Origin of the sequence: Mycobacterium lentiflavum, assembly GCF_022374895.2 — a bacterium.
GTDB lineage: Bacteria > Actinomycetota > Actinomycetes > Mycobacteriales > Mycobacteriaceae > Mycobacterium > Mycobacterium lentiflavum.
Map to the genome: position 1 here is coordinate 1,869,981 of NZ_CP092423.2, position 20,410 is coordinate 1,890,390.

20 protein-coding genes are annotated in these 20,410 nt (G+C 67.5%); 14 read left to right on the forward strand and 6 right to left on the reverse strand.

The window, feature by feature from the left end:
• Nucleotides 1–22: 22 nt before the first annotated feature.
• From MJO58_RS08905 to MJO58_RS08915, 3 genes are read left to right on the forward strand one after another with little or no spacing between them, the layout of a single operon-like run.
• Nucleotides 23–1,429 carry an ammonium transporter gene (locus MJO58_RS08905; RefSeq protein WP_090601154.1) on the forward strand — a complete coding sequence of 469 codons (1,407 nt, stop codon included), beginning with the start codon at nucleotides 23–25 and terminating at the stop codon, nucleotides 1,427–1,429.
• A 2-nt stretch (nucleotides 1,430–1,431) separates the two neighbouring features.
• Entirely contained in the window at nucleotides 1,432–1,770 is a 339-nt protein-coding gene (glnB, locus tag MJO58_RS08910; RefSeq protein ID WP_090601155.1) for a nitrogen regulatory protein P-II, read from the forward strand.
• A gap of 45 nt (nucleotides 1,771–1,815) precedes the next feature.
• On the forward strand, nucleotides 1,816–4,302 hold the full coding sequence (locus MJO58_RS08915; protein ID WP_090601156.1) for a [protein-PII] uridylyltransferase: 2,487 nt from the start codon (nucleotides 1,816–1,818) through the stop codon (nucleotides 4,300–4,302).
• 1 nt (nucleotide 4,303) lies between these two features.
• Here MJO58_RS08915 and MJO58_RS08920 read toward each other — a convergent pair whose 3' ends face one another.
• Both MJO58_RS08920 and MJO58_RS08925 read right to left on the reverse strand, forming a co-directional pair.
• On the reverse strand, nucleotides 4,304–6,040 hold the full coding sequence (locus MJO58_RS08920; protein ID WP_239723202.1) for a DEAD/DEAH box helicase: 1,737 nt from the start codon (nucleotides 6,038–6,040) through the stop codon (nucleotides 4,304–4,306).
• Between the two features lie 150 nt (nucleotides 6,041–6,190).
• Nucleotides 6,191–6,997, reverse strand: a complete 807-nt coding sequence (locus MJO58_RS08925) for an alpha/beta hydrolase (protein WP_090608677.1) — start codon at nucleotides 6,995–6,997, stop codon at nucleotides 6,191–6,193.
• 191 nt (nucleotides 6,998–7,188) lie between these two features.
• Here MJO58_RS08925 and ffh point away from each other — a divergent pair, with 191 nt between their 5' ends.
• The 5 genes from ffh (at nucleotide 7,189) to MJO58_RS08950 (ending at nucleotide 14,153) form a co-directional block, all read left to right on the forward strand.
• Nucleotides 7,189–8,766 carry a signal recognition particle protein gene (gene ffh, locus MJO58_RS08930; RefSeq protein ID WP_239722627.1) on the forward strand — a complete coding sequence of 526 codons (1,578 nt, stop codon included), beginning with the start codon at nucleotides 7,189–7,191 and terminating at the stop codon, nucleotides 8,764–8,766.
• A gap of 13 nt (nucleotides 8,767–8,779) precedes the next feature.
• Nucleotides 8,780–9,859, forward strand: coding sequence for a metal-dependent hydrolase family protein (locus tag MJO58_RS08935; RefSeq protein ID WP_239723203.1), 1,080 nt, complete (start codon nucleotides 8,780–8,782; stop codon nucleotides 9,857–9,859).
• Nucleotides 9,860–9,924: 65 nt separating this feature from the next.
• A complete protein-coding gene (locus MJO58_RS08940; protein ID WP_259608752.1) occupies nucleotides 9,925–11,655 on the forward strand; it encodes a serine/threonine-protein kinase in 1,731 nt (576 codons plus the stop codon).
• A gap of 102 nt (nucleotides 11,656–11,757) precedes the next feature.
• Nucleotides 11,758–13,542: an N-acyl-D-amino-acid deacylase family protein gene (locus MJO58_RS08945; RefSeq protein ID WP_239722629.1), complete on the forward strand. Its 1,785-nt coding sequence runs from the start codon at nucleotides 11,758–11,760 to the stop codon at nucleotides 13,540–13,542.
• A gap of 11 nt (nucleotides 13,543–13,553) precedes the next feature.
• A complete protein-coding gene (locus MJO58_RS08950; protein WP_239722630.1) occupies nucleotides 13,554–14,153 on the forward strand; it encodes a TetR/AcrR family transcriptional regulator in 600 nt (199 codons plus the stop codon).
• Here the strand turns inward: MJO58_RS08950 and MJO58_RS08955 are convergent.
• Nucleotides 14,150–15,019, reverse strand: coding sequence for a D-alanyl-D-alanine carboxypeptidase family protein (locus MJO58_RS08955; RefSeq protein WP_239722631.1), 870 nt, complete (start codon nucleotides 15,017–15,019; stop codon nucleotides 14,150–14,152). The two genes, MJO58_RS08950 and MJO58_RS08955, sit on opposite strands and share 4 nt — an antisense overlap.
• A gap of 43 nt (nucleotides 15,020–15,062) precedes the next feature.
• Entirely contained in the window at nucleotides 15,063–15,425 is a 363-nt protein-coding gene (locus MJO58_RS08960) for a hypothetical protein (protein ID WP_239722632.1), read from the reverse strand.
• Nucleotides 15,426–15,506: 81 nt separating this feature from the next.
• Between MJO58_RS08960 and MJO58_RS08965 the strand changes: the two genes are divergently transcribed.
• Nucleotides 15,507–15,983, forward strand: coding sequence for a carboxymuconolactone decarboxylase family protein (locus MJO58_RS08965; RefSeq protein WP_239722633.1), 477 nt, complete (start codon nucleotides 15,507–15,509; stop codon nucleotides 15,981–15,983).
• Between the two features lie 53 nt (nucleotides 15,984–16,036).
• The gene (locus tag MJO58_RS08970; protein WP_090601165.1) at nucleotides 16,037–16,468 is read left to right on the forward strand and encodes a nuclear transport factor 2 family protein; all 432 of its coding nucleotides are present in this window, start codon (nucleotides 16,037–16,039) and stop codon (nucleotides 16,466–16,468) included.
• 30 nt (nucleotides 16,469–16,498) lie between these two features.
• Here the strand turns inward: MJO58_RS08970 and MJO58_RS08975 are convergent, their stop codons facing one another.
• Nucleotides 16,499–16,840 (reverse strand): hypothetical protein, encoded by a 342-nt coding sequence (locus MJO58_RS08975; protein WP_239722634.1) that lies wholly within the window; start codon nucleotides 16,838–16,840, stop codon nucleotides 16,499–16,501.
• Nucleotides 16,841–17,126: 286 nt separating this feature from the next.
• Here MJO58_RS08975 and rpsP point away from each other — a divergent pair, with 286 nt between their 5' ends.
• From rpsP to trmD, 4 genes are read left to right on the forward strand one after another with little or no spacing between them, the layout of a single operon-like run.
• Nucleotides 17,127–17,690 (forward strand): 30S ribosomal protein S16, encoded by a 564-nt coding sequence (gene rpsP, locus MJO58_RS08980; RefSeq protein ID WP_090601167.1) that lies wholly within the window; start codon nucleotides 17,127–17,129, stop codon nucleotides 17,688–17,690.
• Between the two features lie 8 nt (nucleotides 17,691–17,698).
• Nucleotides 17,699–17,941, forward strand: a complete 243-nt coding sequence (locus tag MJO58_RS08985; protein WP_025736282.1) for an RNA-binding protein — start codon at nucleotides 17,699–17,701, stop codon at nucleotides 17,939–17,941.
• 12 nt (nucleotides 17,942–17,953) lie between these two features.
• On the forward strand, nucleotides 17,954–18,487 hold the full coding sequence (gene rimM / locus MJO58_RS08990) for a ribosome maturation factor RimM (protein ID WP_239722635.1): 534 nt from the start codon (nucleotides 17,954–17,956) through the stop codon (nucleotides 18,485–18,487).
• A 3-nt stretch (nucleotides 18,488–18,490) separates the two neighbouring features.
• The gene (gene trmD, locus MJO58_RS08995) at nucleotides 18,491–19,189 is read left to right on the forward strand and encodes a tRNA (guanosine(37)-N1)-methyltransferase TrmD (protein WP_239722636.1); all 699 of its coding nucleotides are present in this window, start codon (nucleotides 18,491–18,493) and stop codon (nucleotides 19,187–19,189) included.
• On the opposite strand, the gene MJO58_RS09000 is transcribed toward trmD, so the two are convergent.
• Complete coding sequence (locus MJO58_RS09000) at nucleotides 19,186–20,163, reverse strand: serine hydrolase (RefSeq protein WP_239722637.1); 978 nt, start codon at nucleotides 20,161–20,163, stop codon at nucleotides 19,186–19,188. The two genes, trmD and MJO58_RS09000, sit on opposite strands and share 4 nt — an antisense overlap.
• Nucleotides 20,164–20,410: the final 247 nt, after the last annotated feature.

Below are 20,410 nucleotides of genomic sequence, written 5' to 3' on the forward strand. Positions count from 1 at the left end.
ATAGCGAGTGAGTTTCCCAGTAATGGGCCAGCCCAATACCGGCGATACCGCATGGATGCTGGCGAGTTCAGCGCTGGTGCTGTTGATGACGCCAGGTTTGGCGTTCTTCTATGGCGGCATGGTGCGCGCCAGAAGTGTGCTCAACATGCTGATGATGAGCATCAGCGCCATGGGCGTGGTGACGGTGCTGTGGGTGTTATATGGCTATTCAGTCTCGTTTGGCACTGACGTTGGCAACGTCATGGGAAACCCGACGGAATACTTCGGGCTGAAGGGCCTGATCGGCGGTAACGCCGTGGCCGCCGACCCCACCAAGGGCGTTGCTGCGACCGACATTCCGTTGGCTGGCACCCTGCCGGCGACCGTGTTCGTGGCATTCCAGCTGATGTTCGCGATCATCACCGTCGCCCTGATCTCGGGCGCGGTGTCCGACCGCCTCAAGTTCAGTGCCTGGCTGGTCTTCTCCGGTCTGTGGGCGACGCTGGTCTACTTCCCGGTCGCGCACTGGGTCTTCGCGTTCGACGGCTTCGCCGCCGAGAAGGGTGGCTGGATCGCCAACAAGCTGCACGCGATCGACTTCGCCGGTGGGACCGCGGTCCATATCAACTCCGGTGCTGCGGGTCTGGCCCTCGCGTTGATCCTGGGCAAGCGCAAAGGCTGGCCCACGACGCTGTTCCGCCCGCACAACCTGCCGTTCGTGATGCTCGGCGCCGGCCTGCTGTGGTTCGGCTGGTACGGCTTCAACGCCGGGTCGGCCACCAGCTCCAACGGTGCCGCCGGGTCGACCTTCATGACCACCACGATCGCGACGGCTACCGCGATGCTGGCCTGGTTGCTCACCGAGCGCATCCGTGACGGACACGCCACGACGCTGGGAGCGGCGTCGGGCATCGTCGCCGGACTGGTCGCGATCACCCCGTCGTGTTCGTCGGTGAATGCCCTGGGGGCGCTGATCATCGGTCTGGTGGCCGGCGTGCTGTGTGCGCTGGCGGTCGGGCTGAAGTTCAAGTTGGGCTTCGACGACTCGCTCGACGTGGTCGGTGTGCACCTGGTGGGCGGATTGGCGGGCACGCTGCTGGTGGGCCTGCTGGCCGCACCGGAGAGCGTGGCGATCAACGGCGTCACCGGCGTATCCAAGGGATTGTTCTACGGTGGCGGCTGGGATCAGCTGGAACGGCAGGCGGTCGGCGCGTTCAGCGTGATGTTCTACTCGTTCGCCGTGACGATTATCCTGGCGTTGATCCTGAAGTACACCATCGGGCTGCGGCTGAATCCTGAAGCGGAAGCTTCCGGCATCGATGAGGCCGAGCATGCGGAGAGCGGATACGATTTCGCCGTGGCCACGTCGTCAGTCCTTCCCCGTGCCACCCTGCCGGACAGCTCTAACGGACTGGACGTCGCAGTGGCCGAGAAAGTGGAGGCGGAATAATCATGAAGCTGATCACCGCGATCGTGAAGCCGTTCACCCTCGATGACGTGAAGACCAGCCTCGAAGACGCGGGCGTCCTGGGGCTGACCGTCAGCGAAGTCCAGGGTTACGGCCGCCAGAAGGGGCACACCGAGGTTTACCGCGGTGCTGAATACTCGGTCGATTTCGTGCCGAAGGTTCGGATCGAGGTCGTTGTCGACGATTCCATCGTCGACAAGGTCGTGGACAGCATCGTCCGGGCGGCCCGCACTGGCAAGATCGGTGATGGCAAGGTCTGGGTCAGTCCCGTGGAAACCATTGTGCGAGTGCGCACCGGTGAGCGCGGGACCGATGCGATATGACACTAGCCGCAAGCTGAGGTTCCAGCCCGGGCGGGCCGGGAGGTTATGAAACCGACCGAGCCCGACCGGGAATCTGGAGCGAACGCCGCGCAGACAGAAATCGCTTCTGGTGCAAGCGATTTAGCCGCTGCGCGGCGTACGCTGCTGTCTGAGGGCAGCACCCTGCACGCCGCCGAACTGCGGCACGCCTGGCTGGAATTGCATGAGTCGTGGCTGGCGGCCAAGTCCGCCGAACTCGGGATCACGGATACCAGTGGCTTTGCGCTCGTCGGCGTCGGCGGCCTGGGCCGGCGCGAACTGCTCCCTTATTCCGACCTCGACTTGATGTTGTTGCACGACAACGTGTCTGACGACGTGCTGCAGCGTGTCGCCGACGGGCTGTGGTATCCGTTGTGGGACGCCAACGTTCGGCTCGACCACAGCGTGCGCACGGTATCCGGAACACTCGGTGTCGCCAACGGCGATATGATCGCCGCCCTGGGCCTGTTGGACGCGCGCCACATCGCCGGTGATCCCGCGTTGTCCGATGAGTTGATCGCCGGTGCAAGAAAGCAGTGGCGCACCGCAATTCGCTCTCGGATGGACGAGCTGGTCGAGATGACCAACGCTCGCTGGCTGCGCTGTGGCCGGATCGCGCAACGTGCCGAGCCCGATCTGAAATCGGGCCGCGGCGGCCTGCGCGACGTCCAATTGCTGGACGCGCTGGGCGTCGCTCAACTGATCGACCGCCACGGCATGAGTCGCCCGGAGATCCCGGGCGGTTCACTCGACGACGCGTATCTGACGCTGCTTGACGTGCGCACCGAACTGCATCGGGTGTCGGGCCGCGGACGCGACCAGCTACTGGCTCAGTTCGCCGATGAGATCAGCGCAGCCCTCTACATGGGTGATCGATTTAGCTTGGCGCGCATGCTTTCCGACGCAAGTCGCACGATCGCGTACCACGCCGAAACCGGACTGCGGACCGCGCAAAACGCGCTGCCGCGCCGTGGCATCACTGCTTTGGTCCGACGCCCGAAGCGTCGACCTCTGGACGAGGGCGTGGTCGAGTACGACGGCGAAATCGTGCTGGCCCGCGAGGCCCAACCCCAAACCGACGCCGGACTTGTGCTCCGGGTGGCAGCCGCGTCGGCCGACACGGGCCTGCCTATCGGGGCGGCCACGTTGAGCCGGCTGGCCGCCAGCGTCCCCGACTTGCCGACACCGTGGCCGCGGGAGGCGCTGGACGACCTGCTGGTGGTGCTGTTGGCCGGCCCCACGATGGTCAGCACGATCGAGGCGCTGGACCGTACCGGCTTGTGGAGCAAGCTCTTTCCCGAATGGGACGCGGTGCGCGACCTTCCGCCACGCGATGTCTCCCATGTGTGGACGGTGGACCGCCATATCGTCGAGACCGCCGTCAATGCGGCACCGTTGACCACTCGTGTGGCGCGATCGGACCTGCTCGCGCTCGGCGCGCTGCTGCACGACATCGGCAAGGGCCGCGGCGTCGACCACTGTGTGTTCGGGGCGGATTTGGTGCCCCCCATCGGCGAGCGGCTGGGGCTGGAACCCCGGGACATCGAGACGCTGGCGGGCATGGTCCGCCATCATCTGCTGCTGCCCATCACTGCCACCCGAAGCGACCTCAACGATCCGAAAACCATTGCGTCCGTGACGGAGGCGTTGGGCGGGGATCTGCAACTGCTCGAGCTGCTGCACGCGCTCGCCGAGGCCGACTCGAAGGCCACCGGGCCGGGGGTGTGGAGCGACTGGAAAGCCTCGCTGGTGGAGGACCTGGTGCGCCGCTGCCGGTTGGCGATGGCCGGTGAGCCGCTGCCGGAAGCCGAACCGACTGCGCCACACTATCTTTCGCTGGCCGCCAGCCACGGGGTACACGTGGAGATCAACTCGGGGCAGTCCGAACGCCTCCACGCGGTGATGGTCGCACCGGACAAGCGGGGACTGGTGTCGAAGGCCGCCGCGGTGCTGGCGCTGAATTCGCTGCGGATCCATTCCGCGACGGTCACCACTCGCGAGGGTGTCGGGATCGCCGAGTTCGTGGTGTCACCGCTGTTCGGTTCGCCGCCCGAAACGGGCCTGCTGCGTCAGCAGTTCGTCGGCGCGCTGGGTGGCGACGTCGATGTCCTTGGCGCGCTGGAAAAGCGCGACACCGATGCCGCCAACTCGGCGATGGCCCGCGCCGGGGAGATTCAGGCGGGGGCGCCGCTGACCCGGTCCACGGCCCCGCCTCGCATTCTGTGGCTCGACGCCGCGGCGGCCGCGCACCTCGTCGTCGAGGTGCGCGCCATGGACCGGCTCGGGCTACTCGCGTTGCTGGCGCAGGCGCTCGAGCGGGCGGGCGCGGATATCGCTTGGGCGAAAGTCAATACGTTCGGATCGACGGCCGCCGACGTGTTCTGTGTGACCATGCCGGGTGACGCTGCAGACGGCGACCAGAGCACGGCTGCCCGCGCCGAAGTGGAGAAGCAATTGCTGGCGGCGCTGGGCGCCTCCGCGGACGCGGTGGTCGAAGAGCCCGTCACCGAGTGAACTACGCCAGCTCCGAATTCAGTTGGCGCAGTGCCACAATGCGGTCCTTGAGCTGATCGCGGGTCGCCGCGGCGATCGGCGGCCCGCCGCAGCGGCGGCGCAGTTCGTTGTGGATCCAGCCGTGCGGCTTGCCGGTGCGGTGATGGGCGACCGACACCAGACTGTTGAGTTCGCGGCGCAGCTCGCGCAGCTGGCCGTGCATGGGCCCCGGCCCCGAGGGTGCCGGTGCGGGTTGCCCGGCTTGCTTTTGCCGGTGGGCCCGTTTCTGCAGCTGCTCGTCCTGGCGGCGATGCAGCAGCGCCCGCATCTGGGTGGCGTCGAGCAACCCCGGGATGCCCAGGTAGTCGGCCTCCTCGTCGCTTCCCGCCGCGGCGGCGGTGCCGAACGAGGACCCGTCGAAGATGACCTGATCCAGTTCGGCGTCGGCGCCGAGCGACGTGAAACCCTTTTCCAGGTCCGTCTTTTCGTTCTGCTCCGCGACGGCGGGATCGGCGAGCAGGGGATCGTCGAGCGATTCGCGGTGCGGTTCTCCGAGCACGTGATTACGCTCGGCTTCCAACTCACTGGCCAACATCAGCAAGTTGGGCACCGACGGCACGAAGATGCTCGCGGTCTCGCCCGGGCGACGCGACCGCACGAAGCGCCCGATGGCCTGGGCGAAGAACAGCGGCGTAGAGGCGCTGGTGGCGTAGATCCCGACCGACAGCCGGGGAACGTCGACACCTTCGGAGACCATCCGCACCGCGACCAGCCAGCGTGAGGTGCTTTCGGCGAACTCGGAGATCCGCTGCGACGATCCGGGATCGTCGGAGAGCACCAGCGTCGGCACTTCGCCGGTCAGCCTCGCCAGCAGGGTCGCATATGCCCGAGCCGCGGTCTGGTCCGACGCGATGATCATGCCCCCGGCGTCGGGCACCTGGGTGCGCAGCTGGCGCAGCCGCTGATCCGCGGCGGTGATCACCGCGGGCATCCATTCGCCGGCCGGGTCCAGCGCGGTGCGCCATGCCCGCGCGGTCTGCTCGGCCGACAGCGGCTCGCCCAGGCGCGCCTCGTGTTCCTCGCCGGCGTTGTCGCGCCAGCGCGCTTGACCGGAGTAGGCGAGGAACACCACCGGGCGCACTACCCCGTCGGCGAGGGCTTCGGCGTAGCCGTAGGTGTGGTCGGCCTGCGAACGGCGAATCCCGTCGGCGCCCGATTCGTAGGTGACGAACGGGATCGGGCTGTCGTCGCTGCGAAACGGGGTGCCCGTCAAGGCAAGTCGGCGTGTCGCGTCGCTGAAGGCTTCGCGGATGGCGTCACCCCAGGTCTTGGCGTCACCACCGTGGTGGATCTCGTCGAAGACGACCAGCGTCTTGCGCTGCTCGGTGCGCACCCGGTGCAGTGTCGGATGGGAGGCGACCTGGGCGTAGGTGACCATCACGCCGTGATACTCCGGCGAAGTCGCCGCGCTGCTGTTGGAGAATCGCGGATCCAGAAAAATGCCGTACCGTAACGCGGCCTGCGCCCACTGCACCTTGAGGTGCTCGGTGGGCACCACCACGGTGATCTGCTCGACGGCACGACTGCTCAGCAGTTCGGAGATCACCCGCAGTGCGAACGTCGTCTTCCCGGATCCGGGCGTGGCCACGGCCAGGAAGTCGCGCGGCGAGTCGGCCACATACTTCACCAGCGCGCGGCGCTGCCAGCCTCGCAGCGGTCGCGTTTCGATTCCAACGCTCGCCGCGCTGACCGGCTGCATCGACACGACTCCCCTCCGCGCGCCGTTTCCAGGTCGCGCGCTCTAGTCTTAGGCCCCGGCCCGCGATGCTAACCGGTGTGAAGGCGGGTGTGAAATGTAGCATGGCAACGCTTTTCGGCATTGGAACGACTCGACGGAGTCGTCGCAAGGTTATCCCGAAAGCGGTGAAGGGCTCGCTAAATCGCGGGTCCGCAGCCATGAATTTATCCGCGCGGCGACGTCGGCCCAGCCCGGTTCCAGCATCATGTTGTGGCCCATCGCGAAGAACTCCGGCTCGGTCGCATACGCGCGCGCCGTGGCGCGCACCTCGTCGACGCTGACGAACCCGTCGTACAGCGCACCGAGGACCAGGATCGGCGTCTTGACCCGCCGCGTCCTGACGCGGCGGAGCACTGGATCGGTCATGGCGGCGCGAATGCTCTCGGCTCCGGCGCGTCGCCTACAGGATTCGACGATGGCCTCGGGCGTGTCGGCGCAGAAGAGGTACTCGCGGGTCAGCTCCGGGGTGGCCAGGAATTTCAGCAGCGTCGGGTCGCTCCAGGCCTCCAGGGTCATCGACGGCCGGCGCCGCCACACCCGTATCGCCAAGCTGAGCACGCCCGTCGGCGGCACCGAGCCCAGCAGCACCGCGGCCGGGGCGGTGTGCTCTTCGAGGTAGCGCTGGATCACGAAACCGCCCAGCGAATGGCCGATCAGCACCGGCCGGCCACCCAGGTCGTCGGCCACCGACCGGAGATCATCGAGGTAGTCGGCGATCGAAACCTTGGGCAAGGGCTTCGCGGTGGGGCTGGCGCCATGCCCGCGCAAGCTGATCGACACCGCGCGATAGCCCGCGTCGGCGAAATAGTCCAGGAAGTGGTCGTCCCAGCACCACGCGCCATGCCAGCCGCCGTGTACGAAGAGCAACGGCACCGGATGGTCCGGGCTGCACGATCCCTTGTCGATGACCTCGAGCATGAGCTGACATTTGCCGTTGTCGACGACGCAGTCAAGAGCCTGTTCCGGCACCGAGAACGCCGAGCGTGAAGTTGGTTTCACGTTGGGCGTCGAACGTGAAGTTAGTTTCACGCTCGCGGAGGTTGTGGTTGTCGGCCCGCGAACGTTCGCGCCGGTGGGGGCACCTGCGGACTCTCCACTAGGCTGGCGGGGTGTTTGAATCGCTCTCCGACCGGTTGACCGGTGCCTTAGCCGGGCTGCGCGGCAAAGGTCGACTGACCGACGCCGACATCGATGCCACCACGCGCGAAATCCGTCTCGCGCTGCTGGAAGCCGACGTCTCGCTTCCCGTCGTGCGGGCCTTCGTCGCGCGGATCAAGGAGCGCGCCCGGGGTGCCGAGGTGTCCGGTGCCCTCAACCCGGCGCAGCAGGTCGTCAAGATCGTCAACGAAGAACTGATCGGCATCCTCGGCGGCGAGACCCGGCAGCTGGCGTTTGCGAAAACACCGCCGACCGTGGTGATGCTCGCCGGCCTGCAGGGTTCCGGTAAGACCACGCTGGCCGGGAAACTGGCCGCCTGGTTGCGCGGCCAGGGGCACACGCCGCTGCTGGTGGCCTGCGACCTGCAACGTCCCGCCGCGGTGAACCAGCTGCAGGTCGTCGGTCAGCGCGCCGGCGTCCCGGTGTTCGCGCCGCATCCGGGGGAGTCCCCGGGCTCCGGCCCCGGTGACCCGGTCGCCGTCGCGTCGGCCGGGCTCGCCGAAGCCCGCGCCAAGCACCATGACGTCGTGATCGTCGACACCGCCGGCCGCCTGGGTATCGACGACGAGCTGATGAGCCAGGCCGCGGCGATCCGCGACGCCGTCGATCCCGACGAAGTGATCTTCGTGCTCGACGCGATGATCGGTCAGGACGCGGTCACCACCGCCGAAGCGTTCCGCGAGGGTGTCGGCTTCACCGGCGTGGTGTTGACCAAGCTCGACGGTGACGCGCGCGGTGGTGCCGCGTTGTCGGTCCGCGAGGTCACCGGCGTCCCAATCCTTTTCGCGTCCACCGGCGAGAAGCTGGAAGACTTCGACGTCTTCCACCCGGACCGGATGGCCAGCCGCATCCTCGGCATGGGCGACGTGCTCAGCCTGATCGAACAGGCCGAGCAGGTCTTCGACGCCGAGCAGGCCGAGGCCGCCGCGGCCAAGATCGGGTCCGGTGAGCTGACCCTCGAGGACTTCCTCGAACAGATGCTGGCGATCCGCAAGATGGGCCCGATCGGCAACCTGCTGGGCATGCTGCCCGGCGCCGGGCAGATGAAGGACGCGCTGGCCGAGGTCGACGACCGCCAGCTCGATCGGTTGCAGGCCATCATCCGGGGGATGACGCCGCAGGAGCGCGCCGACCCCAAGATCATCAACGCTTCGCGGCGACTGCGCATCGCCAACGGTTCGGGCGTGACGGTGTCCGAGGTCAACCAGCTGGTCGACCGCTTCTTCGAAGCCCGCAAGATGATGTCGTCCATGCTGGGCGGTATGGGCATCCCGGGGATGGGCCGCAAGTCCATCAACCGAAAAGGCAAGGCAGCCAAGGGCAAGAAAGGTAAGAAGGGGGGCCGCGGTCCGACGCCACCGAAGGCCCGCAACCCGCTCGGAGCCCCTGGCCTGCCGGGGATGCCGGGCCTGCCCGCCGGATTCCCCGATCTGTCCCAGATGCCGGAGGGCCTCGACGAGCTGCCGCCCGGTTTGGCGGACTTCGATCTGTCCAAGCTGAAGTTCCCAGGCAACCCGGGCAGAAAGTAGCCGCGCGGTGCGGATGCACGTGCGGGGTCGGGGCCTGCCCGACGAGGCCCCGGTCGAACTGTGGATCGTTGACGGTCGCATCAGCATTGAACGGGTCGCCGGGGCCGAGACCGTCTTCGGGGCTGCGGGAGGCGGCTGGATCCTGCCCGGGCTGGTCGACGCGCACTGTCACGTCGGGCTCGGCCACGACGGCGAGATCCCCCTCGACGAAGCGATCGAACAGGCCGAGGCCGAGCGTGAAGTCGGCGCGTTGCTGCTGCGCGACTGCGGCTCGCCGACCGACACCCGCAGCCTCGACGACCGCGACGACCTGCCGCGCATCATCCGGGCCGGACGGCACATCGCCCGGCCCAAGCGCTATCAGGCCGGTTTCTCGAAAGAACTCGAAGACGAATCGCAGCTGCCGGACGCGGTCGCGGTCGAAGCCCAGCGCGGGGACGGCTGGGTCAAGCTGGTCGGCGACTGGATCGACCGCGGTGTCGGCGATCTCGCGCCGCTGTGGTCCGACGACGTGCTCAAGGCGGCGATCGATACCGCGCACGCGCACGGTGCCCGCGTCACCGCCCACGTCTTCAGCGATGCGGCGATGCCCGGGCTGATCAAGGCCGGGATCGACTGCATCGAACACGGCACCGGGCTCACCGACGAGACCATCGAGCTGATGCTCGAGCACGGCACCGTGCTGGTGCCCACCCTGATCAATATTTTCGACAACTTCCCGGGCATCGCCGACGCCGCGAAGCGCTACCCGACCTACGCCGCGCACATGCGCGATCTGTATGCGCGCTGCCCCGAGCGGATCGCGGCGGCCGTGGATGCCGGTGTGCCGATCTATGCCGGAAGCGACGCCGGCACGATGATCGCGCACGGCCGGATCGTCGACGAGGTCGCGGCTCTGACGAAGGTCGGAATGAGTCCGACCAAGGCGTTGGGCGCCGCGTGCTGGGATGCCCGGCGATGGTTGGGCCGTCCCGGCTTGGATCATGGAGCGTCCGCGGATCTGGTCTGCTACGCGCAAGACCCCCGCAACGGCCCCGGTGTTTTGGCCCAACCCGACCTGGTGATCCTGCGCGGCAACGTTTTTCGGCCTTGACGCATGCCGTGTGCCGTCAGGCCGCCTGGTCAGCAGGGCGTCGTGGCGGCGGATAGAATGACCCGATGGCGTTGGCCAGCGGCGCGGTTTTTGCCGGTTATACCGTCGCTCGAAGGCTCGGATCCGGGGTGACTGGAGATGTCTACCTTGTTCAGGATCCTCGTTCGGCGCGCTGGCAGGCGCTGAAAGTTCTTTCCCCGGCGCTGTCGTCGGACCGCCAGTTCCGTCGGGATTTCTTGTCCGAGACCCCGACGGTGACGAGCCTGCACCACCAGCACATCGTGGCGGTACACGACCGCGGCGACCACGACGAGCAACTGTGGATCGCGATGGACTACGTCGAGGGCAGCAACGCCGCACAGCTGCTCAAGGACCGCTTCCCGGCGGTGTGGCCGGTCGGTGAAGTGCTGGCGATCATCACCGCGGTGGCCGACGCACTGGACTATGCGCAGGCGCGCGGGGTGCTGCACCGCGACGTCAAGCCGGCCAACATTCTGCTGACCAACCCGGCCGACGGTGAGCAACGGATTCTGTTGTCGGACTTCGGCGTAGCCCGCCCACTGGGCGAGCACGCCGGGGTGGTCGGCTCGCATGTCCCGGTCGGCACGGTGGGCTACGCCGCGCCCGAGCAGTTGATGGGCGCCGACGTCGATCGGCGCGCCGACCAGTATGCGTTGGCGGCGACGGCATTTCACCTGTTGACGGGCGCGCCGCCGACCGAGTACCTCAGTCCGTCCGCCGCGCTGCGCGAGTTGCTGGAAGGCGCACCGCGCAAACTCAGCGATCAGCGCCCGGAATTGGCGCAGCTGGATCGGGTGTTCTCGCGGGCGCTCGCCATCCGGCCCGCCGACCGGTTTGCGAGTTGCCGAGAGTTTGCCGACGCCGCCAATGCACTGTTCGTGGCCCAGCGGGGAGATCGGGGCGCCGAAGCTGTTCTTGTCCTCGACTACCCGGCATTGGGGTGGCCCGAAGGCCGGGTAGTCGAGGACCCCGAGGGCACCGAACCGGCGCGGACGGTCGCCTCCGATGCTTCCGATCCTGAGGCACCGGCCGGCCTGCCGACGCGGCGCAGGCCCCGCAAGATCGTGGTCGGCGCCGCCGCGATCCTGCTGCTGGTCGGATTGTTCGCGTTCGGCCTCTACATCGGGCGCAAGATGGAGTCGACCGCGGCACGCGCGGCCAGTGCCCCTACCAGCGCACCCGCCCCGGCCGCAGTTCCGCCGCCCACCACCGCGTCCGGCCCGCCCACTGCGCTGGACGGTACCTATCGCCTCGATGCGCAGCGGTCCAAGGAGACCTTCGACTACACGCCGAGCCCGCAGCCGCCCGACGTCACGACCTGGTGGGCGTTGCGTTCGTCGTGCACGCCGTCGTACTGCTCGGCTGCTGCGGTGCTGCTGGACAACAACGACCACACCCAGCTGGCCAACGACGGCGGTCGTCCGGTCATCTTTCAGTTCACCGATGGTCAATGGCAGGCGCGGCCGGAAACCGTGCCGCTGGCGTGCGTGGGACCGACCGGGATAGCCAAGTCGCAGACCACGGTGCAGACGCTGGCGTTGCGGCCCAATCCGCAGGGGGACCTGGTCGGCGAAATGGACCTCGTCGTGCAGACCAACGAGTGTGGTCAGCGCGGATCGGTGGTCCGGGTTCCCGCCACGCTGGCCCGCACCGCCGACACCCCGTCCGGCGTCTACGTGCCGGACCCCGTCTCGGTCCCCGAACCCACCGGCCCGCTCACCCCCGCACCCGCGGTGCCCGGCGCCACGAAGCCCACGGGCAAGCCCGGCGGCTGACGTCCTCAGCACCGTGACCTGCGAAGCAATGCCGCGCGCCATGAAAGATTGCGAGTGCTCACTATCTATGATAGGTTCGCTCCAACAGAACCGGAGGCAACAATGACTTACGACGTGATCATCCGCGATGGCTTGTGGTTTGACGGGACCGGCAGCGTGCCGCACACCCGCACGCTGGGTATCCGCGACGGCGTGGTGGCCACGGTGTCGTCCCGGCCGCTCGACGAGACGGGCTGCCCCGAGGTGATCGACGCGGCCGGCAAGTGGGTCGTGCCGGGCTTCATCGACGTGCACACCCATTACGACGCCGAGGTGCTGCTGGACCCGGGCCTGCGCGAGTCGGTGCGCCACGGTGTCACCACGGTGCTGCTGGGCATGTGCTCGCTGTCAACGGTCTACGCCAACACCGAAGACGCCGCCGACCTGTTCAGTCGGGTCGAGGCGGTGCCACGCGAATACGTGCACGGCGCGCTGGAAACCAACCGGACCTGGACCAACGCCGCGGAATACATCGCGGCCGTCGACGCGCTGCCGCTCGGGCCGAATGTTGGCTCGCTGCTTGGGCATTCGGACCTGCGCAGCACAGTGCTCGGGCTCGACCGAGCCACCGATGCCAGCGTCAAGCCCACCGACGCCGAACTGGACAAGATGGCGACGTTGCTCGACGAGGCGCTGGAAGCCGGAATGCTGGGCATGTCAGGCATGGACGCCGCGATCGACAAACTCGACGGCGACCGCTTCCGCTCGCGGGCACTGCCGTCCACCTTCGCGACCTGGCGAGAGCGGCGCAAGCTGATCAAGGTGCTGCGCAAGCGCGGCCGCATCCTGCAGAGCGCGCCCGACGTCAACAGGGCGGCCACGGCGATCATGTTCTTCCTGGAAAGCAGCCGAATGTTCGGACGCCGCAAGGGTGTTCGGATGAGTCTGCTGGTGTCGGCGGACGCCAAGTCCAACCCGCTGGCCGTCTACGTGTTCGGGCCGGCGACGCGGCTGGCGAACAAGGTGTTGGGCTCGAGCGTGCGGTTCCAGCATCTGCCGGTGCCGTTCGAGTTGTACTCCGACGGCATCGACCTGCCGGTCTTCGAAGAGTTCGGGGCGGGCACCGCCGCGCTGCACTTGCGTGACCAGTTGCAGCGCAACGAGTTACTGGCCGACGAGACCTACCGCCGCGAGTTCCGCAAGCAGTTCGACCGCATCAAGCTGGGCCCGTCGTTGTGGCACCGCGACTTCCACGACGCCGTCATCGTCGAGTGCCCCGATAAGTCGTTGATCGGCAAGAGCTTTGGCGCGATCGCCGACGAACGCGGACTGCACCCGCTCGACGCCTTCCTGGACGTGCTCGTCGAAAACGGTGAACGCAATGTGCGATGGACCACCATCGTTGCCAACCACCGGCCCAAGCTGCTCAACGCGCTGGCCAACGAGGAAAGCGTGCACATGGGCTTCTCGGATGCCGGTGCGCACCTGCGCAATATGGCCTTCTACAACTTCGGAATCAAGCTGCTCAAGCGAACTCGCGACGCCTACCGCGCGGGTGCGCCGTTCATGACCACCGAACGGGCCGTGCACCGGCTGACCGGTGAGCTGGCGGACTGGTTCGGCATCGACGCCGGAACGCTGCGGCAGGGCGACCGCGCCGACTTCGTGGTGATCGACCCGGCCGGCCTGAACGACGAGGTCGAGGCCTACCACGAGGAAGAGGTGCCCTTCTATGGCGGCCTGCGACGCATGGTCAACCGCAACGACGATGCCGTCGTCGCGACGGGTGTGGGCGGCGCCGTGGTCTTCCGCGCGGGCCAGTTCCGCGAGGGCTACGGGCAGACCGTGAAGTCGGGCCGTTACCTGCGGGCGGGTCAGCGCACCCGGGCCTCGGCCGCACTGGTCTGAGCGGGTCCCCGATGGCCAGAACCCAGCAACAACGCCGCGAGGAGACCGTCGGGCGGCTCCTCGAGGCGTCCATCGCCAGCATCGTCGAGGTCGGCTACGCCCGGGCATCGGCGGCGGTGATCACCAAGGCGGCCGGGGTGTCGGTCGGTGCGCTGTTCCGTCACTTCGAGACGATGAGCGACTTCATGGCGGCGACGGCGTCGGAGGTGCTGCGCCGGCAGGTGGAGTCCTTCACCAAGCAGGTCGCCCAGATCCCGGCCGACCGGCCTGCGCTGGTAGCGGCGCTGACGATTCTGCGGGACATCACCGGCGGTCCCACCAACGCGGTGCTCTACGAACTGATGATCGCGGCGCGCACCGACGAGAAGCTCAAGGCCCATCTGCGCGACGTGCTGGCGCAGTACACCGCGAAGATTCTCGACGCCGCACGGGCGCTGCCGGGCGCCGACGCCATCGGCGAGGAGACGTTCCCGGTGCTGGTGGCGTTGATGACTAACGTCTTCGACGGCGCGGCAATCGTGCGCGGGATCTTCCCGGAACCCGATATCGAAGAGCAACGAATTGCGTTGCTATCCAAGCTGATAACCGGGCTCGTTCCGAACGAGATTTAGAGCGAGCCGATGCTCGACGACGGGTTGAGCGCGAAGCCCCAGTCGAACAGGCTGCCCGCCTGATCCCAATACGTCGGTCCGCCCGGCTTGACCATCCCGTACATCATCGCGACCACCAGCCGGCGGCCACCGCGCGACGCGGCACCGACGAAGGTCTTGCGGGCCGCGTTGGTGAACCCGGTCTTGCCGCCGATGGCGCCCGGATAACGAGTCAGCAGCTCGTCCTGGTTGGTGATCGGCTGATCGCCGTTATCGGCGGGGAACATCGCCGACGGTTCGGCCGTGATGTGGGCGAACATCGGGTTGGCCATCGCGGCCCGGAAGATGACGGCCAGGTCGTGCGCGCTCGAGGCCCCCGGGCCGCCGGGGCCGTCCAGACCGGACGGGGTGGCGGCGTGCGTGCTGGTCGCCCCGAGGGAGGCGGCCTTGGCGTTCATCTTGGCCACCGTGGCGTCGGCGCCGCCCATCAGATGCGCCAACGTGTTGGCCGCGTCGTTGCCGGATACCAGCAGCAGGCCGTCGAGCAGTTGGCGTGCGGTGTAGACGCGGCCGGGCTTGATGCCGACGCAGTTGCACTCGACCTGGGTGTCGGCGACGTCGGCGACGACCGTCGAGTCCATGCTCACCTCGTCCAACGCCACCAGTGCCAACAGCACCTTGATCGTGCTCGCGGGAGGATGGACCGCGTACTGGTCGCGACCGGCCAGCACCCGACCGCTGTCCAGGTCGGCCAGGATCCACGTCTGCGCCGGGCCGTCGGGGATCGGGACCGAGCCGATCGGCTGCATATCGTCGGCCCAGGAGGCGGGGGCGGTGACACCGGCGACGGTCAGCAGCGCAGCAGCTGCGGCGATGAGTTTCCGCATGGGCGCACAGTGTAACTTCCGGGCCTGGCCGACGCCTGCTGCCTCACGGGCACCAGGGCGGAACCGGGCAGAACGGCAGCGTGGGCAAGGGGAGATAGGACGTCTGGGTGGGCACCGGCCCCGGCGGCGGCGGGTGCTTGAACGGCAGCGAGGACCACGAGTAGAAGACGCCGGTGCCGGTGTCGTGCACGCCCGCGTAGTCCCAGTAGAAGTCGTGGCAGACGTTCGGGTCCCACGGAATGGGCCGGCCCGCCGGATCCGGGTCGCCCGGGCACCAGCGCTGACACGAGCTGCCCGGTGCGCAACTCCCGGGAGCGGCCTGGGCAAAGCGGTCGGTGACGCCGGGTGCCCCGAAGCCGGCCCACACCAACACCGTCGTTGCTAAGCAGGCAACTCCTGCTTTCATAGCAGGGATTATTCTCCTCGCCTGCTTTGCGCGGTAGCGCGACTTTCCGGCCTGTCGCTGACCGGGTGTTGAATCGATCGCGTGGGTGAACGAATCGATTACGAAGCCGTCGCCCCGCGGGGTGTGAAACTACTCGGCGGCGTGTACCTCTACGTCAGTCAGTCGGGCCTGTCGCCGGTGCTGCTGACCTGCGTGTATCTACGAGTGTCATTGATCAACGGCTGCGCCTACTGCATCGATATGCACTCGCGGGACTTGCGCGAACTGGGGGTATCGAATGAAAAGATCGCGCTGGTTCCGGTGTGGGAGGAAGCCGCTGAACTGTTCGACGCTCGCGAGCGCGCCGCCTTGGCGTGGGCCGAAACCGTCACTCGCGTATCGAGCACGGGCGTGCCCGACAGCGCGTATGCGGCGGCATCCGAACACTTCGACGAGAAGGAATTGGTCGACCTCACGATCGCGATCGCGACGATGAACACCTACAACCGGTTGGCGATCGGCTTCCGCCGCACACCGGCCGCCGTGTCCGCGAAACAGGCTGAAACACAAGGGAACTGACGAGTACTCGGGGTGCCTGGTCGCCCCCGTCGCCCCGGGTGTTGAATCGATGCATGTTGAGCCTGGCCGAAATTTCTGACCGTCTGGAGATCCAGCAGCTGATGGTGGACTATTCCACCGCTATCGACCAGCGGCGATTCGACGATTTGGACAAGGTCTTCACAGAAGACGCCTACATCGACTACACGGCCCTCGGAGGAATCGAAGGCCGTTACCCCGAGGTCAAGAAATGGCTCTCCGAGGTGCTGCCGGGCTTTCCGGTGTATGCGCACATGCTCGGGAACTTCTCGGTCCAGATCGACGGCGACAAGGCCTCGTCGCGGGTGATCTGCTTCAACCCCATGGTCTTTCCCGGCGACGCCGGCAAACCGGGGGACCAGGTGATGTTCTGCGGGCTCTGGTACGACGACGAGTTCGTGCGCACCCCGGACGGCTGGCGGATGACGCGCCGAGTCGAGACGAAGGTCTTTCAGAAGATCATGTGATGCGGCGCGCCGGTTGGGCCGGGCGCCGGGTCAGTGCCCTTGTCCGCGGGGTTGGTTGGCCAGATAGCACTGCACTCGCTTGGCGGCATCGGCCGGGCTGACGCCCATGGTCACCAGAATCTGGGTCACTTGGGCGGAGGGAATGCCGGAGTCGAGATCGTTCTGGATGATGTGGACGCTCGGAAACCAGAATTCCGCATTTACCCCCGGCGGCGGCGGCTTCGTGTCGCCGCCCACGCACTCGGCGTAACCTTCGATGCCGGTCGCAGCGTGCGCGGACGGCGCCCCCACCAGCGCGACTGGGGCGCTGAGCGCGGCGGCGATGGCTAAGGGGCCAGTCACTCGCCGGCCCCAGCTGAAATTCATCTGCATCGATCGGCTCCCTACTGTCGCCCCCGCTGAATCCTATCCAGTTCGAAGTCCCACGTCGCCGAAAGTCGCCGGTGAATTACCCTGCTGCAGACTGGTCAGCTCTTTCGGCCGCGTGAATTTCTGCCGAAGCCCCTCGTTCTGGCACAATAGGCGGCTGTCCGCCGCGCGACCCGCCCCGTCACCGGGGTGCTTGTTCGGCGGTCATACACGCGAGGCAAAACCGGATCCGGGCATCCTGCCCCGGTCGCTGAATTGCAGCGTGACACCCAGGAGAAAACGCTTAATCATGGCTGTCAAGATCAAGCTCACTCGGCTTGGCAAGATCCGCAATCCCCAGTACCGCATCGCCGTCGCCGACGCGCGCAACCGCCGCGACGGCCGCTCGATCGAGGTGATCGGCCGGTACCACCCGAAGGAAGACCCCAGCCTGATCGAGATCGACTCGGAGCGGGCCCAGTACTGGCTTTCGGTGGGCGCGCAGCCGACCGAGCCGGTCGTGAAGCTGCTCAAGATCACCGGCGACTGGCAGAAATTCAAGGGCCTGCCCGGCACCGAGGGCAGCCTGCAGGTGGCCCCGGCCAAGCCCAGCAAGCTGGAGCTGTTCAACGCCGCGCTGGCCGAGGCCGACGGCGGACCGACCACCGAAGCCACCAAGCCGAAGAAGAAGGCCCCGGCTAAGAAGGCCGCCAAGGCCGACGAGGCGCAGGCCGCAACCGAAGCCCCGACTGAAACCGAAGCCCCGGCTGAAACCGAGGCCCCGGCCGAGCCGGCCGCCAAGGCCGACGAAGTGCAGGCCGCCGACGCGCCCGCCGAGGCCGCCGAGCAGCCCGAACCGACCACCGAAAGCTGACAGCCGCAATGAGTACGGTCGTCGTCGACGCAGTTGAACATCTGGTCCGCGGAATCGTGGACAACCCGGACGATGTCCGGGTGGACCTGGTGACGAGCCGGCGTGGGCGCACTGTCGAGGTGCATGTCCATCCCGAGGATCTGGGCAAGGTGATCGGCCGCGGCGGACGTACCGCGACCGCGTTGCGCACGCTGGTCGCCGGTATCGGGGGCCGCGGTATCCGTGTCGACGTGGTGGATACCGACCAGTAGATCACCGCACTCATGGAGCTGCTCGTCGGGCGCGTCGTGAAAGCGCACGGCATCACCGGCGAGGTGGTGGTGGAAGTGCACACCGACGACCCCGCCGATCGCTTCGCATCAGGTATGACCTTGCGCGCCAAGCCGTCTCGCGGCCGCGGCGAAGAACGCAGCTATGTGGTCGCCGGTGCGCGCGAACACGGCGGCCGGCTGCTGGTGCGGTTGGCCGGCGTCGACGATCGGGACGCCGCCGACGCGCTGCGCGGCAGCCTGTTCGTCGTGGACTCCGACGACCTGCCGCCGATCGACGAGCCGGACACCTACTACGACCACCAGCTCGAGGGTCTGCGGGTGCGGACCACGGCGGGTCGCGATCTCGGTGTCGTCGCCGAGGTGCTGCACACCCCGGCCGGGGAGCTGCTGGCGGTGCACCGAAGTGAGGGCGACGAAACCCGGGAAGTACTGGTGCCGTTCGTGAATGCGATCGTCACGTCGGTGTCGCTGTACGACCGGATGGTCGAAATCGATCCGCCCGAGGGTCTGCTGGATTTGGGGTAGCCGGTGCGCATAGACGTCGTGACGATTTTTCCGGCTTATCTGGACCCGCTGCGGCAATCGTTGCCCGGCAAGGCGATTGCGTCGGGCCTGGTCGACCTGCGGGTGCACGACCTGCGGGGGTGGACACACGACGTGCACCACTCGGTGGACGACTCGCCCTACGGCGGCGGGCCGGGAATGGTGATGAAGGCGCCGGTGTGGGGCGAGGCGCTGGATGAAATCTGTTCTGACGAAACTCTATTGGTCGTTCCCACGCCGGCCGGCGCGCTGTTCAAGCAAACCACCGCCCAGCGCTGGAGCGCCGAGCAACATCTGGTGTTCGCGTGCGGCCGTTACGAGGGCATCGACCACCGCGTCGTCGAGGACGCCGCGCGCCGGATGCGGGTCGAGGAAGTCTCGATCGGTGACTACGTGCTGCCGGGAGGTGAGTCGGCGGCCGTCGTGATGATCGAATCGGTGTTGCGGTTGCTGACCGGGGTACTGGGCAATCCCGCGTCCCATCGCGAGGATTCGCACTCCGACGTGCTGGGCGGCCGGTTGGAGGGGCCCAGCTACACGCGGCCGCCGAGCTGGCGGGGGCTCGACGTCCCCGACGTCCTGCTGTCCGGGGATCATGCGCGCATCGCGGCGTGGCGCCGGGAGGTTTCGCTGCGGCGTACGCGCGAGCGCCGTCCCGATCTCGGTCGGGGGGATTCGCCTTAGAAGGGTGTCGGCCCGATCCGGCCGTTGGGGAACATCGTCTTGACGGCCTGGGTGATCGTGTCGCGCGCCGTCGCGTCGTCGGAGGACTGCAGGGACTCGACCACCACGATGTAGCGGCGGTCCGCGCCCACCACGCCGGTCGACAGATGCATCCACTCCGTGCCGATGCAGCACATCCAGCCCTGCTTGACGGCCACCGGCTCGGCGAACAGACCGTCGGGGATGCCGAACCGCTGCGGGTACCCGTCGGCCCCGGTCGGGGTGGACTGAGCCAGGTCGTTGACGATGATCTTGGCCCGGTCCGCGGAGAGCCCGCCGGACCCGTCGAGCAGCTTCTCGTAGTAGTGGATCAGGTCGGTCAGCGAGCTTGTCGTGTTCCACCAGCGCCCGTCCGAGGGCGGAGCGGTCGACGACAGCCCGTAGCGGCCCGCCACCTGCGTGATGATGTTGTCGCCGCCACCCTGACCCCAGAATCTCTCGGCGGCGCCGTCGTCGGACGAGCGCAGCATCAGGTCGAGTGCCCGGCGGTCGTCGGGGGACAGGGTGGTCTTGCCCTGGGCTTCGGCCAGCAGCAGGTCGTCGGCGATGAACAGCTTGGCCACCGACGCCGTACCGATGATCTGGCTGTTGCCGTTGGAGATCAGCTCATGGGTCTTGCGGTCCAGGATGCCCACCGAAAGGGTGGCCCCGCTGGTGGCGGCCTGGTCGGTGGCCTGCTGCATGCGAGCCTGCAACCCGTCCAATCCGGCGCTGGGCAGTGCGTCCAGGGTCTTGGGCGGCGCCGCCGGCAACCCGGGTGCGTCGATGGTGTCCAGCAGCAGCTGAATGAGTTGCGGTTGGTGATCGGACGCGGCGGTGTTGTTGCTTGACGCCTTTACCTGGGCTTTTGCCGCGAGTCGTGCCTCGTCACACCCGGCCAGCACCAACGTCACCGCCGCGACGGCGGCGAGTGCGGTGCGCGGGCGTACACGCATCTGTTCTTCTCCCAAGTCCTCTGACGTAAATCTGTGTGGGCGGCCCTACCGCAATCTGCCCGGGCGTCTTTGAGTTCGGGTAGTGACTAGCGCGTGTTGACCCCCGTCATATGTACCATTCACCGGCGCGTTAGGCGCGGCATGAATCGCAGCGTTTACATGTGATTTTCAATGCACGCGGGGTGTCTGGCACAATTGACCAGTTGTCTCCAGCGGCACCCGGCCGGCCGGGCCGCTTTCCGCCCGC

What these genes read in the sequence shown, in the direction of transcription:
- MJO58_RS08905 (WP_090601154.1), top strand. Translation starts at nt 23, where the DNA reads ATGGGCCAGCCCAATACCGGCGATACCGCATGGATGCTGGCGAGTTCA.
- glnB (WP_090601155.1), top strand. Translation starts at nt 1,432, where the DNA reads ATGAAGCTGATCACCGCGATCGTGAAGCCGTTCACCCTCGATGACGTG.
- MJO58_RS08915 (WP_090601156.1), top strand. Translation starts at nt 1,816, where the DNA reads ATGAAACCGACCGAGCCCGACCGGGAATCTGGAGCGAACGCCGCGCAG.
- MJO58_RS08920 (WP_239723202.1), bottom strand. Translation starts at nt 6,040, where the DNA reads ATGCAGCCGGTCAGCGCGGCGAGCGTTGGAATCGAAACGCGACCGCTG.
- MJO58_RS08925 (WP_090608677.1), bottom strand. Translation starts at nt 6,997, where the DNA reads ATGCTCGAGGTCATCGACAAGGGATCGTGCAGCCCGGACCATCCGGTG.
- MJO58_RS08935 (WP_239723203.1), top strand. Translation starts at nt 8,780, where the DNA reads ATGCACGTGCGGGGTCGGGGCCTGCCCGACGAGGCCCCGGTCGAACTG.
- MJO58_RS08940 (WP_259608752.1), top strand. Translation starts at nt 9,925, where the DNA reads ATGGCGTTGGCCAGCGGCGCGGTTTTTGCCGGTTATACCGTCGCTCGA.
- MJO58_RS08945 (WP_239722629.1), top strand. Translation starts at nt 11,758, where the DNA reads ATGACTTACGACGTGATCATCCGCGATGGCTTGTGGTTTGACGGGACC.
- MJO58_RS08950 (WP_239722630.1), top strand. Translation starts at nt 13,554, where the DNA reads ATGGCCAGAACCCAGCAACAACGCCGCGAGGAGACCGTCGGGCGGCTC.
- MJO58_RS08955 (WP_239722631.1), bottom strand. Translation starts at nt 15,019, where the DNA reads ATGCGGAAACTCATCGCCGCAGCTGCTGCGCTGCTGACCGTCGCCGGT.
- MJO58_RS08960 (WP_239722632.1), bottom strand. Translation starts at nt 15,425, where the DNA reads ATGAAAGCAGGAGTTGCCTGCTTAGCAACGACGGTGTTGGTGTGGGCC.
- MJO58_RS08970 (WP_090601165.1), top strand. Translation starts at nt 16,037, where the DNA reads ATGTTGAGCCTGGCCGAAATTTCTGACCGTCTGGAGATCCAGCAGCTG.
- MJO58_RS08975 (WP_239722634.1), bottom strand. Translation starts at nt 16,840, where the DNA reads ATGCAGATGAATTTCAGCTGGGGCCGGCGAGTGACTGGCCCCTTAGCC.
- rpsP (WP_090601167.1), top strand. Translation starts at nt 17,127, where the DNA reads ATGGCTGTCAAGATCAAGCTCACTCGGCTTGGCAAGATCCGCAATCCC.
- MJO58_RS08985 (WP_025736282.1), top strand. Translation starts at nt 17,699, where the DNA reads ATGAGTACGGTCGTCGTCGACGCAGTTGAACATCTGGTCCGCGGAATC.
- rimM (WP_239722635.1), top strand. Translation starts at nt 17,954, where the DNA reads ATGGAGCTGCTCGTCGGGCGCGTCGTGAAAGCGCACGGCATCACCGGC.
- MJO58_RS09000 (WP_239722637.1), bottom strand. Translation starts at nt 20,163, where the DNA reads ATGCGTGTACGCCCGCGCACCGCACTCGCCGCCGTCGCGGCGGTGACG.